Source organism: uncultured Butyricimonas sp., from assembly GCF_959596855.1.
Taxonomy (GTDB): Bacteria; Bacteroidota; Bacteroidia; order Bacteroidales; family Marinifilaceae; genus Butyricimonas; species Butyricimonas muris.
Genome location: NZ_CAUFYA010000011.1, coordinates 25671 through 41310 on the forward strand (window position 1 = coordinate 25671; position 15640 = coordinate 41310).

Genomic DNA, 15640 nt, shown 5'->3' on the forward strand with positions numbered 1-15640 from the left:
TCAGGTTCAGCCTCCTCAAGAATAATTGTAAATTCTAAAATCTTTACAAAACCTTCTCTACTCATATTTCATTAATTATTAATGAATACCCAACAACCAAATTTACGTCCTCCAATACGTTTTAAAAGACCTAACTCTTGTAACCGGGCGAGATTATATTTTATTCCATTCTCTGTTATATCGGGTATATGTTCAGTTAATTCCTTTCTGCTCGCTTGAGGATGCTCTTTCAAATATTCAATAATAGCTACTTGGGCTTCTGTTAGTTCTATCAATTCCTTTTGGGTAGTCTTTTGGGTAGTCTTTTGGGTAGTCTTTTGGTAGTTCTCATTGAAATGAAAAATCGTCCATAAACCACCACCATCATATTGAAATTCGGGTGCAGGATACCCATTTATTTTACAAGCAACAATAATGCGTTCTATTCCCCGTCCCCATGCTTCAATTTCTCCCGCACGAAAAAATATGTTTGCTATGTCCGGATTATAAGGGCGACTACGATGTTTACCCAACAAATTGTTTATCGTCCAGCCTTCAGGCAATATTCCACAATTCCAAATCTCCAACCTATCATCATACACCCCGATTTGTATCGGCGTGAGCGATTCATATGATTTATGTACAACTGAATTTAAAAGTGCTTCGCGTAAAGCCTCACGTGGCATCGGCAAAGTCTCTATCCGATGAATGCCCTCATAGCTTATCATGGCTCGAAGATATTTTGTTGTCAATATATCCATTACTGTTCCCACTTGTTGGAATAGATTTCCGTGTACTTCATCTTGATATATCAACTCGGCATCTTCTTTGAAATAACCTATTTTAATAAAAGCCCCCGTAACAAACCGCTCCGGATCGGGATGAAAGACCAGTGCTGCTGCCCGTTTTAGATAACCGCCTTCAACAAGACGAAGTTTATCAATAAGCCCTTTGTTATCGTCTTGCAAATCAACCTCCTCCATGCGTCCACTTCGCTTGGCATATTTGCGAAACATATCGAATGTAACATTATCCAAATCCTCCACTTTCAGATACGGCACAGGCACTCCATCCCAAGTACGTCCCTGCTTGCGAAGCATAAAGCGATCAAGTGCTGCACCCTTCAGTTCCTGATTGGTTGCACCACTCCGCAAATAATAATGCCCATGATAACTAATAGGATAAGGATAGGCTTCAGCAACTATTTCAACATATTCTTTGTCATCGTACGTCAAACGATTCACATCAACAAGAATACCCATCAAGTCACGTACTTTGTTTGGAATATCTTCCATCAATTTCTTTACATCCGCAACTCCGCACACTTCACCGTTATCACGTACACCAACATACAATCTACCACCCCGCGCATTGGCAAAACCGCAAATCCACTTCAAATACTCGTCACGCCAATTTTCCTTAAATTCTATATTCTGAGATTCTGTAATCACCATATTATAACAATTTTCAAATTAAACACTTACCAATTTGATTATAACACAATTTAATCCTATTAATGAATCAATTCATGATATTGCGAATTCTCAATATAGTGTAAATATTCTATTACAGACTGCAACTTCCCTCTCATACTTTTATCAACCGTACATATTAAAGTCAATTGAATAATGAGTTTTATTGTATTTTCAGGAACTTCATGCCCATAAGTGTATATGTTACCATTGTTTAGTTCCGACAAAGGCTTCTTGAGCATAATCTTTGTAGGCTCATATCCATATACACTATATTGCCCATTCTTACATTTTTTGAATTCCCACATATAAGTGTATGAATTGCCAAAACATCCCTCTGTATACTCTGAGACCACGTTGCGAACTTTATATAAAAGCACTAGGTATTTGATTAAGCGGATTATGAGATACAATCCAACAGAAACAATAAGCCAAATCCACAAAGGGAGTCGAATATTCCACAAAAATCTTTCTGTAATAGCATAAATCACACCAGATGCTATTATACTGCTAATAATCCCAATAATGATACCTTTTATTGTCTCTTTCATTGTCGTAATTAATAATAATTATACAATCTCAACTTTAATCTTATAGTCTACAACCAACACCAACTCTCGTTATACTTGCCTTAAGGCTAGTGCAAAATAATTTCAGTTACAATCGGAAGAATCTCTTTTTTGATGCTGTTCTCTTCCAATTCATTGGCTTTCCTCTCTAAATTTTCGTATACCGGAAGCCCTTCTCTTCGTGAGGTTTCCATTGCTTTGTATAGGTTGCTCAATCGAAACATAGGCTTATATAGTCATTATTTCAAAATATTATTTATATCATAATCAAACTCTTGTAGTTTTAATGCGCTGTCAATTATAAAATCTATGCAAAACCTACAATCTACACCTTTTAAAATATTTCTCCTCTCATAATATTCTTGCGGCATTGCCTCATAATCCCTACCCCCATCTTTCCACCACACATGAATTTCTGGAGTTATCGTTTCAAAATACGTGTATCTCCTATAATCAATTCCAAGAGCAGTTATCTTTAAAACCTCACGTACTTTATTCATAGTTTTAGTCACCTGTTCAAACCATCTTGCTCCAGATCTATCATCCGAGCCAACCAATTTTTGATAGTCTTCTCCTATTTCATCTCCAATATTCAATAAACTATTTATACTATATTGCTTCCGCTTATTTAATTCATAAGTAGACAACAATTCCATAAATGCGATTCTACAATTTACAATGCAATCGTAAAGATTTCCTTCATTGTAATTTGATTCGGCCATGTCAATATACATCTTGACATTCTCATAGGAAACAAGATTCGATATAGAAACATCCTTAAATTCAATTTTAAACTGAATTGGAGTATTTTGTTCCAAAAAGTCCGTCATTGTACTACGACTTATCTCTATATCAAACTTTGAGGGGAACTGCCCTTTATGTTTTATACTCACGCGCCTGTCTTTTAATGCTCTCATTGATTCTCTAAGAGTCAATTCTGGATACTTGTCCCAATAACTCATAAAATTAACCTCATCTTTCTTTCCTTTATTCTCAGCAACAAGCAACAAGAACATTTCCGCACAGTCATGGAATGCCAAAATAGAGAATCCTGCAATTGTTTCTACTTGCATAGATTGTTGTACTCCTATATTATATAGATATTTTATAATCGCAAGTCGCCGTATAATAATATCCTTATTCAAATTATTTTCCATATTCAAAATTATTTTTGTTCTATCTTGATTCTTCTTTTATATAACTATCTCTCATTTCCATTCCACCTACACTCAATGCTCGTATTTCCTGTTATTTTCGTTCAGTACAACAATTAATACTTCCACGTAGATAAAACCGTAGAAGTGGTAGACCATTGTATTCAGTTCACAATCTATTTCACAATTTAATCCTTTTAGATTCAAACTTACATAAAAATCTTTGATTTTTACGCCTATAAGATAAAAAAACTCCCTCGCTTCAACCTTATCCCATACTCGAAGTACAATTTTTTCGTATCTTTAGACTATTCTGAAGTCTGTGATAAATTGGCTCTAATGAGCAAGAGAGAATAACCTTCTTATCTGTAAAGATAATTCATTTGCAGATAATCCAGAAATTTCTCCCTCACTTTTTGATATAATTCTTCATAAGGGAGGATTTATATATACAGTTTATTGTAAGGTCATTATCTTGGTGGTAGTGATACCCCGTTTTGCAAATCGCCTAATATTTCAAACTGCATTGAATCTTGCATGAGTTTTAAAACTCGAAAAGAAAATTAATATTAAAACAAAGGTGTAGAGTTGCCGAGTTTAAGAGATTTCTCAATTCGAAGCATTAAAAATATGCGACAATTTTATGAAGAATGCCCTGCCTGATATGGAAGAATTTAAAAAGCTATTATAACCAGAAGATTGCACTTCTATTGTGAATCTTCACATAACGACCTAAAAACGGTATCTAACCCGTGCGAAACAGAATCAAAATACCTTTCACTGTTTTCCTCCCCTGTTCGTGATAAATTACTGCCCTATTCAGTTATCTAACAAGAATTAATAATAAATATTTCATATATTTTACTATTATCATATTTTATTTAATTACAATTAATTTTCTATTTTTCCACCTTTAAAATAGGAGATGAATAGGAGTTGAATAGGAGATGAATAGGAGATACTATAAATCAACTATAATGCATATATACAATATATACTTATTATTTAACTTATTTTAGCTTGAACGCGAGAGGAAAAAGTTCAATCTTCCCATCATTCCATTTTGACAATCGCCTAATATAACGAGAATGTCGAACTTTCTCCATCTACTTTAAAAATTTTTTCAGGGAAATAAATCAAAAGTATAAACAAGAGTTACAAACACGAATCTATATTATCCTGAAAAAGTTTACTCTCACAATTAGTAAACCTACTTCAGGAAGACACATATTGAGTAAAAAAGAAATAAACCTGCTCACAAAAAAAATGTGCAGGTGAATTTCTTGTTTCTCAAAAAAATAGCCCGATTATTTTGAAAATAAAAATAAACGATCTACTTTTGTAGACCAAATAGTCTAATAAAGATTATATCACTCTTTAATATGAACGATACGAAAAATATTATTCTCCTTGCCGCCTTGCGCCTGTTCCTCCAAAAGGGGTATCGGGAAATCACCATGCAGGATATTCTGGATGCTTCGGGGCAGGCCAAAGGCACTTTCTATTATCACTTCAAGAACAAGGAGACTGTGTTCGAGGAAGCGGCCAGATACTTGATCGTGAACTATATGACGATCAATCACAGCCGTTTGTCTTACGAGTCGGTGCGAAGTTTTATCGATTCCCTATTCCATGTACGTGAAAAAGCAGCCCGCAAAATGTCGGGACTGGGCGAAAAATTCAAAGTGCAGATATTGATTGGACAAGCCTCCATGCGCATACCGGCACTGGGAAAGATGATTTCGGATCAGGAACAGCGGGAGCGCGAGGCATGGGGAAAAGCTCTTGCAGTCGGCCGGGAGCGTGGTGAGATAGCGACCAACTTACCCGACGAAGAAATCGTTGCATTGTTTATGGACGTATATGAAGGCGTAAGTTCCAAACAATTGAAAAGCCTTTGCAACATAGACACTTTGAAATATATCAAACGCGACTGGGAAAGTCTTTATGCGCTGATAACGCAATAATACATATTAAAATCATCCTATCGTAGACTCGTCGAATTGTATTCGGCGGAAATTCACATAGGGACAATTAGACCAAATGGTCTACAAACAATTTAAATACAACAATTATGAAACCAAGAAAAAAAACAATTCGCATTTGGCTGTCCGTAGGGATGCTGTTCTTATCATTGGGTGCTTCTGCCCAAGCATTTACGGGCAAGGTTGTAGACGAACAAGCCGTTCCCGTCGGCTATGCAACCGTTGCCCTGTACCATAAAACCGATTCCTCAGTGATTCAAGGAGGAATCACCGGAGAAGACGGTCGTTTTTCATTGAAAGCTGCCGATTCGGGAACATATATGGTGCAAATATCGTTCATTGGATTTCAAACCCGCACGCTCGAATCCGCTCCGTGCGATTTGGGAACGATCGTCTTGAAGCCGGATGTTTTGGAATTGGGCGATGTGATCGTGACCGGATACCGCCCAAAATACAAGGCTATTGCGGGAGGTATCTCCACGCAAGTGGAAAACAACGTGCTCGGCAAGGCCGGAACCGCAAAAGACGTAATCGGGCATCTGGCGGGCATCCGCAAAAAAATCGACGGTACATTCGAGGTCATCGGCAAAGGCGCTCCCGTCGTTTATATCAACAACCGCATGGTGCGCGACCAATCGGAACTCGAAAGACTTCGGTCGGACGCTATTCAAAATATACAGCTCATTACCAATCCGGGACCGGAATACGATGCTTCTGTTGGAGCGGTATTGAAAATCAAGACAAAGAGAAATTCGGATGATAGTTTCGGGATAAGCGTCAGTTCGGAGGTCGATTATGCCGATAAATTCAATACGTCCCAACAATTGGACATGAATTACCGACAAGGCGGCTTTTCGCTTTTCGGTTCGTTCCGTTACGACCTGACACATTCTCACCAAACGGCTGTCACCGACATCGAAACTCGTGTTGATGAACGATGGACACAGGCTGCTACATCAGAAGACAAAGGCTCTAATCAAGGTTATTTCGGACAGATAGGAGCCAATTATGAAATCAACTCCCGCCACTCGCTCGGAGGCATGTACGAACTGACCTCAATGCCGCGCTATAAAACCGACAACCGGAATCTGACGGACGTATTCATTGATAACCGCTCATTTGACAGTTGGAATACATCGGAAACTGCAATGCAAAAATCGTCGACCCATCACGTCAATGCTTACTATGCAGGAGAGGTCGGCAAGTTGACTATCGATTTCAATACCGATGCTTTGCTGGGTGACGGCAACGGGAGCAGCGAGGTGGCAGACCGAAGCCTGAACCACGAGGATTATTTTTTAGGAACGAGCGACAACTACACCAACCGCCTGTTTGCAGGAAAACTCGTGCTTTCCTATCCTGTGTGGAAAGGAAAGCTGTCGCTGGGTTCGGAATATACCGACACGTACAGACGGTCGCAGTCGAGCGGATTCGAAGAAATCATCACAGCTTCCGACGATAAGATAACCGACAGAAACGTGGCCGTATTCACGAGCTACGAAGCAGCTTTCGGACCGGTAAACGTTAATGCTGGGTTCCGCTATGAACATGTGACGTATGATTTTTATGAGAACGGGCTGTTTCAAGCCGAACGGAGCAAGTTTTACGACAATTTCTTCCCTTCCGTCTCGCTGAATGCCGCCGTCGGCAAGACACAGTTGTCGCTGGACTATCGTATTCAAACGATACGTCCCATGTACGAAATGCTAAACAGTGCGGTAAGTTACGGCAACCGACTCACGTATCTGAGCGGAACTCCCGAGCTGCAACCCACCTATATCAATTCCGTAAGTTTCGGGGCAATCTGGCGAAACAACCTGCAAGTTCTAATCGACTACAACCTCTACAAGGATGATATTTTTTTCGCATTCGAGCAGTTGAACGCCGATCCGAAGATTACCGTCAATAAATTCCGAAACGAAAAATCGCGCGACGAGTTGTTTTTTTCAGCCGCCTATGCCCCTACTTTCGGTGTATGGCAGCCTAAGTGGTCGGTCGCCAGCAACACACAATGGTTAGACATCGAATATCTGGGCAAGCCGAAAAACATGGACGGAACGCTCTTCCATTTGAGTTGGGAAAATGCCATTACACTGCCGGCAGTTTTTTTACTTCGTATCGACGGTGGTTGGGACAGCGACGGTTATATTCAGAACAGAAAGATGAAATCTTCTTGGTATATGAATGCCAGTTTCAACAAAGAGTTTGCAGGAGGCAAATGGAATATTCTGCTCGAAGGCAACGATCTATTCCATACCATGCGAGATGCCTCTTATTTCTATGACGGAAAAACTTCGGAATATCGGGCTGTCAAAGACAATACGCGCCAAATCAAATTGACCGTAAGCTACCGGTTCAACCACAAGGAAAACAAGTATAAAGGTACAGGAGCCGGCACAGAGGAAATGCAACGTTTTCATTAAACCGAAAGCCAAACTTGCATGGGCTATGGCTTTGTGTTCACTTTCATCGCAAAGAGCTTTATTCGGGCTTCCCGCTCGTGCACGGCACCCGCTTCGCTTCCCGACACAAGTTTCGCAAATTAGGAGCCCCTCTCTGCCTCAAGAATCTTTTTCATCGTCGGGAGGAAAAAATCCCCCCATTCTTCCAGCTTGTCAATGACAGGGATAAGTGTTTTGCCCGTCGACGTGAGCGAATATTCGGAATGAGGCGGAAGTACGGCATATATTTTCTTCTCGATAATGCCGTACTTTTCAAGTTCCTTCAATTGTTGATTAATCACGCGGGGATTGGTTACTGAAAATCTAACTACATTTTTATTCTATAGGAATGGCATCGTTTTTCACCATTTTCTTAGCCCGGAAATAACTGCGGTAATTACTGAACCCGGCATGGATAACAATATCCAACGAAGATATTTTTTGCTTTCTTTGTACGGCCTCCGACTGTAATCTTTCTACTTCCTTCAGCCGGTAATTATTGACGAAACGGTTGAAATTCATGCCATATTCTCGGTTGATGAAAGCCGATATATATGTCCTGTTGGAAATAAGGTCTTTGGCCATGTCGGTTATTTTGAATTCCGGATTTAGATAAGGCTTCTTATTCTCCAAATACTCCTCTACCCGCTGCCGCCCCAGTTGCGCATAATTTCCCGAGGCGGTCATTTCCTTTTCTTTGGCAGTAATAGGTTCGATAATCACGTAATTCTCCGAAAGGATATTCAGGCACAGCACGATATGGGTAAAGACCGCCGGCAATGTTGTAAATGCCCAGATTCCCCCCACCTTATTGAATAATTCGATGCCCAATATTAATCCGGCTATCGGCAAGGTTTGCAGCACGACTCTAAAAAGGATAATAAAGGACAACCAATCCAACGACATCCGGTAGATATCAGCGGAATAATCGGTTACCTGACGTTTATACGACTTTATGCGGAGCAAGCTCAACCCGGAGTATAAAACGCTCAGCACAATACAGACGACAAACGTGATGTCAATAATCGCAGTTGTCAAACTTGTATCGCTATCATAAATAGCTGTCCATCGTTGCCGGAACGGCACTATAAAGGCTACCACGTAGATAGTGACGGTCAAACACGACGGAAGGATGAAATGATATGCGGGGAAACGTTTCCGTTCGCCTGTTCCCGTAATAATATAGGTGATCAAGTACAAGAATATGGGAATAAAGCTGAACGAGGAAAAGAAAACAGGCAGGTATGCTATGAAAGCGTCACGGGCAATGGAATGCATAACCAGTCCGCTCCAGTACAGCATGATCAGACAGTATACAGTGAGTATGCTGTAATGTATCTTCCGGTTGACCGTATTGGAAGAGCGGGTTATGTCGAGCAAAATCATGATCAAGCTGACCGCAGCGCTTACCACGGGTATTGAAAAAACTATTGCACGTCCGATATCTTGATTCATCCTTTCTATTTATTTATGGTTCTTGGTCAGATTGTTCTTTATATGTATTCTCCAATTGGATCGCACGCTGAAAATGTCTGGAGTCTTTGAATCCCGCCATGACCATTACCTGATACGGATTTTTACGTTCGTTCGAAGGCTGCTCTATCAAAATCTGGTACTCCTTGATTCGCCACTGGTTCAAGTAACGCCTGAAATTCATGCCATAAGTTTGATTGATAAAATTGGACATGATAGTACGGTTTACCCCCATCACCTCAGCCATATCAATCAGTTTGAAATCAGGATCGAGATATGGTTTTTGTTGAGACAAATAGTTTTCGAATACCCTCTTGTTCAATTGTCCGCGTGCGTTGTCCGGCGCAAGGCGCTGTTTGGCACTCAAACCGTTGTTTCCTGTTTTCTTTTCGTTGGTCGGAAACAAATCGAATGTTTTGTAAGAGAGATATTGTCTACGGATAACTTGGTATACAAGCAATATTTCCTGTGCCATAATGCATAACGCATTCAGCCGAATAAGCCATTGGCTTGTGCCGACCAACATAGGCAAAAACGCAATCAGCAATATCGCGATGGAAAGTATGAAAAACACGATGAGCCAACGCGATGATTTTATACTGAGATATTTTCGATCCGTGTCGGTCTTTTGAAGTACAGTCTGTTTATAATACCGCGACAATAACAGGACGGTCGGAACGATATAGACAACCGCCATGACAAACCGCAGTAAAGAGCTGAATATAAAAAACTCCATATATCGCTCGAACAATGACAATCCGGTAAAAATTTCTTCCCCGAGAGGCGATACTCGGACTGCCGCTATCAAGATTATTGCCAACGTGGGTACCGGCCAAAGGTAATTCAGCACGGGAAAATTTCTTTTGTCCTCTAAATAGGTCAAGTAATAAACAATGTTATAGAACAATACGGGAATGTAGATATATGACAGGGCAAAAGGAATATCGACCGGAAGGAATATCGAATCGCCAGAGAGAGCATGCCACAAAACGGATGACCACCATACAGCTATCAGAATACAATAAATACTCACTACCCGCCTTAATTTCCTTTCGGCAAGATTACGATAATTCAATAACAGTAATAAGGTAAAGACTGAACATATGGCCGAACAAAATATTGGTAAAATATAGGTTATCAAGTTGCTATATGTGACAAATGCTCCCATGTCAATCGAATTCAAATTATTCTTCTCGAATGTATATTTCTGCCGGTTTTTCCCGGTGACTAAAATTGCTTGGGTAGACAGCCATATACACTCCGGCATTGTGATATACAAAGATAATCTAATTTACTGTACTTATAGGCATTATAACTGTTAATAATGATTCCGTACGTTAAAAAAATGAGTTTGACTTTTATGATTTGACATATCCGTTACAAAATTGCAGTTTGCATATAATGAACATTACGATTTTACCAATAATGATTTATACGTTTTGGCATTACGCGACAACAAACGCATCGTTTCTTTGTGTAGAATAAAAAAGAAAGCAAGGAAACTGCAACTGCCCTCTTAAGCCTAATACAAGGACAGACAGTAAAGTTTGCAATGGAATTATTAACTATAACAATAAAGTATGAACTATGGAATTATAAAACGAATGCTTGTTCTGCTGGTAGTTGCCATCGCCGGTATAACGCAGGGTGTCAAAGCCCAGAACGTGGCTGTCAAGAGTAATGTTCTGGCGGACGCTTTCCTGAACCCGAATTTTGGAATAGAGGTCGGATTCGCGCCTAAATGGACTTTGGACGTTACGGGACAGTTCAACGCGTGGACGCTCTCGCACGACCGGCACTGGAAACACTGGGCTGTTCAACCTGAAGTCAGATACTGGTTCTGCGACCGGTTCTCGGGGCACTTTGTGGGTGCTCACATTCATGGCGGACAGTATAACATCGGAGGTTTTGACGGAAGAATCAACTTCCTCGGCACGGATGCCCGCAAACTGAAGGATTCCCGTTATCAAGGCTGGTTCGTCGGTGCAGGTATCGCTTATGGTTACACGTGGATACTGGGACGGCATTGGAATCTTGAGGCGGAAATTGGCTTTGGATATTCCTATACACGCTATGACCGCTTCGAGTGTGCCGGGTGCGGCAGAAGAACAGAAAGGAACAAGCCGCACCACTACGTGGGACCGACGAAAGCGGCTATTAATCTTGTTTATGTATTTTAATCGTGTGCAAAATGAAAAAGACATTATGTATCCTATCAGCCTTTTTGGGCATAGTTGTGGTAACGGAAGCGCAAACCGGAACCGACACGCGGAAAGAAGATATCGTGGATGATGTTTCCGTGGAAAATCTTAGAATAGAACGTAACGGCAAGTACATCACCATAGATATGCTTTTGGATTTGTCCGGACTCGACGTGGACAATAATCGTGCTGTGCTTCTTACACCATGGCTAGTCAATGGTAACGACTCGCTCGACCTGCAATCGGTAGGGATCTACGGCAGACGCCGTTACTACTTCTATATACGCAACGGCGAGAGTATGCTGTCGGGTAAGGATGAAAAGAGCTACAAAGTCTCGGAGAAGCCCAATACCATCGAATATCATAACATGGTACCATACGCCGAATGGATGAACGGCTGCGTGCTATTGCTTCGCCGCAGCGACTACGGGTGTTGCCACACTTTGTTGGCAGAGCAAAATGGTACGCTCGGACGACACACAGAGGCATTTTTCCCCGAACTGGTATATGCACATCCGCAAGGGCTGATCGAAAAACGGGATTCACTCGAAGGCTCGGCATTCATCGACTTTCCGGTAGATCAAACGGTGATTTATCCGAACTATCGACACAACGCCGCCGAACTTGAGAAAATACAGTCATCGATAGACTCCGTGCGAAGCGATGCAGACATAACCATCACTTCGGTATGGCTGAAAGGTTACGCTTCGCCCGAAAGTCCTTACGCACATAATAAAGAGTTGGCTATCGGACGTACCGCCGCATTGAAGAAACATATACAGCAACTCTACCGGTTTGAAGGTGATGTAATAATAACCGACCACGAACCGGAAGATTGGGCAGGATTGCGCCGCTACGTGGAACGGTCGAACCTTGAACACCGCACGGAAATCATAGCTTTGATAGACAGCGACTTGAAACCGGATGCCAAAGAACTGAAAATAAAACATGACTATCCGGCGGAATACCGCTTCCTGTTACAGAATTGTTATCCGGCGTTGCGCCGCACCGACTATCGCATATCCTATACCATCCGCAGTTACAGTGACGTGGAGGAGATAAAAAGAATCATGCGTGAACGACCGCAGAAACTGAGCCTGAACGAGTTTTACCTTGCCGCACAGGAGTATGAACCCGGTACGGATGAGTTCGCCGAGGTGTTCGAGACAGCGGTGCGCATGTTCCCGGATGACTCCATTGCCAACCTGAACGCCGCCAATGCCGCCATGCGCCGTGACGACCTCACAGGCGCAAAGCGCTACCTTGCCAAGGCGGGCAATTCACCCGAAGCTGTTTATGCCCGAGGTGCACTGGCCATCCGGCAAAAGGATTACGACAATGCCCGACGTTACTTGAATGAGGCGAAATCACTAGGACTAGAGCAAGCCTGCACCACGCTTGAACAGCTTGAAAATGGTAAACACTAAATACGAACAAGAAAATATATCATTAATAAAATCAAATTATACACATTATGAAGATGAATAAATTATTTTTAGGTCTGTTCGCGTGTATCGCATTGTGTGCATGCTCGAACGATGAATCGGAACTCATTCTAAATGAAACACCGAATGTTTTCACAGGCGATAAAGCGTACGTCAATATCCGCCTCGCCGATGCAAGCTCCCTTACAAGGGCGCAAGAGGGTGACTTTGAATACGGAACAAACGAACAGTCCGTAAAAAACGTTTACTTTTATTTTTATGATGCAGACGGCGTATTCGTAACGCAAGGCGATGTTTGGACGGATGGCAACGCCTCAGTGACAACCCCAGCCGAAAACATTGAATTCAAAAGCAACAATGTTGTTGTGCTGCAAGGGCTGGACAAAAAGGAGTATCCCAAGTACATGGTAACGGTGCTTAACAAACCGGATAACTTCGTGTATGGGAAAACGCTCGATGAAATGCAAACGGCACTCGCGGACAATAACGCAGAAGGCATTTATTACCCGACAACCACCAATGACGTCACTACCAATTACTTTACGATGAGTACCACGAGTTACACCGAAGCTAATCGGGCAAAATATTTCGTGACGGAAGTTAAAGAGGAAAATTTCTCTCTTGAACCGGTAACGGACGTGAATATCATTACTAACGCAATGACTGTCTACGTGGAGCGTCTAGCAGCCAAAGTAACCTTGAATGTGTCCGAAGAACTCCCAAAGGATGCAAACGGACGTTACCCGATAAAAGTCACCGTGGCAGGCGAAGACAACTCGGCGGGAAGCGGTAATATCGCTTCGGAAGACCTTTACGTGGAATTGCTCGGATGGAAATTGAATGCCACGGCGAAGAAATCATACATGGTCAAGAACATGGATGTAACTTGGACGAATGATGCTTTGGGCTTTACATGGAACAGACCGACCGACTACCGTAGCCATTGGAGCAAGTCGTTCAACTACGGTTTTTCCGGCTATCCTGAAAATGCAGCGGGAATCCCTGCCAATTCCCAATACCTGAACTATGTCGATTTGAAAAATGACTTAATCGAATTGGAAGCCCCTGCCTATTGCGCCGAGAACACCAACACGAATACCATCGTTACCACCAACTTTCCTTCTGCCGTCACGAGCATCTTGTTGAAAGCCAAGGTTTGCGATGCAAGCGGCAATGCACTAGACCTCGTACGTTACAACGGTGTGCTTTTCAAACAAGACTCTTTTCTCGAATACGTGCTTAACATACTGAAGACGAAGAACCAACTGAACGTGTGGTATGAAGACGGCAAAGATGATAAAGGTAATACTAAATATACCCAAATTGGCAGAGAGTATGTGAAGTTGGAGAACGTGGGTGACGGGAAAGTGAAAGTGGTATTTACGAATGAGAATGCAACCCCGTTATATGAAGAAGACGGCACCACTTACTCGAATCAAAGCATCACCGGTCTTAACGATAATTTGGCTGCTGCTTCCGCAGGCACCATTGCTTACAACGGCGGATTGATGTACTACAATATTCCTATCGAACACCTCAACAATGGCGCTATCGCGGCAAACGGAACTATTCCAGAAGCCAAATACGGCGTGGTGCGCAATCACCACTATGTAGTTACCATCGACAAATTGGAAAAGATTGGTAAAGGTATTTTTGACGAAGACGAAAGAATCGTTCCCGGCGCTCCGGACGGTGACACTTATTACGTTGGTGCGAAAATCAATATCCTCTCTTGGAAAATTGTCAGCCAAAACGTGGAACTTTAATTTGCTTGAAGTAATCCTTATCTTACAAACAACCATTCCATGAGGTTTTTCCCCGCATGGAATGGTTTTAGAAAAGCGCTTATAGAGAGAATAAAACAACATAAGTCAAATGGATATACGGTCTTACATAAGAAAAACAAGCTGCAAGTTGATGGCAGCCATCGCTTGCGCTTCGATGCTATACGCCTGCAACAGCTTAATCTATGACGGTGAGGGTGATTGCTCGGTAAACTACCGTGTGAAGTTCCGTTACGATTACAACATGAAGTTTGCCGATGCTTTTGCCCACGAGGTGAACGTAGTGACACTTTACCTGCTCGCTGCCGACGGCAGAGTGGTTTGGCAACGTACAGAACAAGGAGAAGCCCTTGCAACCGATGGCTATGTCATGACTGTAGATGTAGAACCGGGCAAATACGACCTGCTTGTTTGGTGTGGTACTACCGACAAAGGCTCTTTCTCGATACCGGAAACAACCGTCGGCAAAGAACTGACCTGCACGCTTGAAAGGCAACATGATGCCGAGAACAAGGCATTTGTTACCGAAGATCTCGATCGCTTGTTCCACGGCTGGTTGCCGGAACAGACGTTCGGTGAAACCGAAGGTACGTACACTTATACCGTACCGCTGGTGAAGAACACCAACAACGTGCGAGTGGTATTACAACACCTTTCGGGAGAAGCCGTGGACAAAGACAAGTTCGTTTTCACTATCACCGGCACTAACGGAAGCATGGATTGGGACAACACGCTGCTGCCCGACGAGCCGGTGACTTTCTACGCATGGCATACTGACTCCGGGGAAGCGGGCATGGACTCCCAGACCGAAGAAACACAGACCGCACCTCGTACCGCTTTCAGTGCGACCATAGCTGAACTGACCGTGCCGCGCCTAGTGAAAGGACAGGAAAAACGGCTCACCGTGACCAACAAGGAAACAGGAAAAACAGTTTTCTCCATTCCCCTTATCGATTATGCCTTGCTCGTGAAAGGTTTCTATAACCGGGATATGGGCGATCAAGAGTATCTCGACAGGCAGGACGTGTACGACATGATGTTTTTCCTCGATGAAGGTGATCGTTGGCTTGATGCCTACATTTATATCAACTCTTGGAAAGTAGTACTGCAAAACAGCGAATTGTAATAGGAGGAATG

The 15640-nt window shown here is 42.3% G+C and carries 11 protein-coding genes and 1 pseudogene; 6 read left to right on the forward strand and 6 right to left on the reverse strand.

Annotated features, from left to right (window positions below; genetic code table 11):
• Positions 1-71: 71 nt before the first annotated feature.
• The 3 genes from Q5866_RS06875 to Q5866_RS06885 form a co-directional block, all read right to left on the reverse strand.
• A complete protein-coding gene (locus Q5866_RS06875; RefSeq protein WP_186978447.1) occupies positions 72-1433 on the reverse strand; it encodes an ATP-binding protein in 1362 nt (453 codons plus the stop codon).
• Between the two features lie 59 nt (positions 1434-1492).
• Positions 1493-2002, reverse strand: coding sequence for a hypothetical protein (locus Q5866_RS06880; RefSeq protein ID WP_186978448.1), 510 nt, complete (start codon positions 2000-2002; stop codon positions 1493-1495).
• Positions 2003-2259: 257 nt separating this feature from the next.
• Positions 2260-3177, reverse strand: a complete 918-nt coding sequence (locus tag Q5866_RS06885) for a hypothetical protein (protein ID WP_303179685.1) — start codon at positions 3175-3177, stop codon at positions 2260-2262.
• A 1379-nt stretch (positions 3178-4556) separates the two neighbouring features.
• On the opposite strand from Q5866_RS06885, the gene Q5866_RS06890 reads away from it, so the two are divergent.
• Positions 4557-5141 (forward strand): TetR/AcrR family transcriptional regulator, encoded by a 585-nt coding sequence (locus Q5866_RS06890; protein ID WP_292265952.1) that lies wholly within the window; start codon positions 4557-4559, stop codon positions 5139-5141.
• A 107-nt stretch (positions 5142-5248) separates the two neighbouring features.
• Entirely contained in the window at positions 5249-7582 is a 2334-nt protein-coding gene (locus Q5866_RS06895) for an outer membrane beta-barrel family protein (protein ID WP_303179686.1), read from the forward strand.
• Between the two features lie 119 nt (positions 7583-7701).
• Here Q5866_RS06895 and Q5866_RS06900 read toward each other — a convergent pair.
• The 3 genes and pseudogenes from Q5866_RS06900 to Q5866_RS06910 all read right to left on the reverse strand — a co-directional run.
• Positions 7702-7911: pseudogene (locus Q5866_RS06900) on the reverse strand (winged helix-turn-helix transcriptional regulator); the annotation flags it as partial.
• A gap of 25 nt (positions 7912-7936) precedes the next feature.
• Positions 7937-9055: an AraC family transcriptional regulator gene (locus tag Q5866_RS06905; protein ID WP_227216661.1), complete on the reverse strand. Its 1119-nt coding sequence runs from the start codon at positions 9053-9055 to the stop codon at positions 7937-7939.
• Positions 9056-9068: 13 nt separating this feature from the next.
• Positions 9069-10241: an AraC family transcriptional regulator gene (locus Q5866_RS06910; protein ID WP_317198049.1), complete on the reverse strand. Its 1173-nt coding sequence runs from the start codon at positions 10239-10241 to the stop codon at positions 9069-9071.
• A 412-nt stretch (positions 10242-10653) separates the two neighbouring features.
• Here Q5866_RS06910 and Q5866_RS06915 point away from each other — a divergent pair, with 412 nt between their 5' ends.
• From Q5866_RS06915 to Q5866_RS06930, 4 genes are all read left to right on the forward strand, one after another.
• Positions 10654-11253, forward strand: coding sequence for a DUF3575 domain-containing protein (locus tag Q5866_RS06915; RefSeq protein ID WP_303179690.1), 600 nt, complete (start codon positions 10654-10656; stop codon positions 11251-11253).
• 11 nt (positions 11254-11264) lie between these two features.
• Entirely contained in the window at positions 11265-12701 is a 1437-nt protein-coding gene (locus Q5866_RS06920) for a DUF3868 domain-containing protein (RefSeq protein WP_227216664.1), read from the forward strand.
• A gap of 47 nt (positions 12702-12748) precedes the next feature.
• Positions 12749-14485, forward strand: coding sequence for an Mfa1 family fimbria major subunit (locus Q5866_RS06925; protein ID WP_292265936.1), 1737 nt, complete (start codon positions 12749-12751; stop codon positions 14483-14485).
• A 109-nt stretch (positions 14486-14594) separates the two neighbouring features.
• Positions 14595-15629: a FimB/Mfa2 family fimbrial subunit gene (locus tag Q5866_RS06930; protein WP_292265933.1), complete on the forward strand. Its 1035-nt coding sequence runs from the start codon at positions 14595-14597 to the stop codon at positions 15627-15629.
• Positions 15630-15640: the final 11 nt, after the last annotated feature.

Coding starts and splice junctions, on each gene's coding strand:
- Q5866_RS06875 (WP_186978447.1), bottom strand. CDS start 1,433: ATGGTGATTACAGAATCTCAGAATATAGAATTTAAGGAAAATTGGCGT.
- Q5866_RS06915 (WP_303179690.1), top strand. CDS start 10,654: ATGAACTATGGAATTATAAAACGAATGCTTGTTCTGCTGGTAGTTGCC.
- Q5866_RS06905 (WP_227216661.1), bottom strand. CDS start 9,055: ATGAATCAAGATATCGGACGTGCAATAGTTTTTTCAATACCCGTGGTA.
- Q5866_RS06895 (WP_303179686.1), top strand. CDS start 5,249: ATGAAACCAAGAAAAAAAACAATTCGCATTTGGCTGTCCGTAGGGATG.
- Q5866_RS06910 (WP_317198049.1), bottom strand. CDS start 10,241: ATGGGAGCATTTGTCACATATAGCAACTTGATAACCTATATTTTACCA.
- Q5866_RS06925 (WP_292265936.1), top strand. CDS start 12,749: ATGAAGATGAATAAATTATTTTTAGGTCTGTTCGCGTGTATCGCATTG.
- Q5866_RS06920 (WP_227216664.1), top strand. CDS start 11,265: ATGAAAAAGACATTATGTATCCTATCAGCCTTTTTGGGCATAGTTGTG.
- Q5866_RS06885 (WP_303179685.1), bottom strand. CDS start 3,177: ATGGAAAATAATTTGAATAAGGATATTATTATACGGCGACTTGCGATT.
- Q5866_RS06930 (WP_292265933.1), top strand. CDS start 14,595: ATGGATATACGGTCTTACATAAGAAAAACAAGCTGCAAGTTGATGGCA.
- Q5866_RS06880 (WP_186978448.1), bottom strand. CDS start 2,002: ATGAAAGAGACAATAAAAGGTATCATTATTGGGATTATTAGCAGTATA.
- Q5866_RS06890 (WP_292265952.1), top strand. CDS start 4,557: ATGAACGATACGAAAAATATTATTCTCCTTGCCGCCTTGCGCCTGTTC.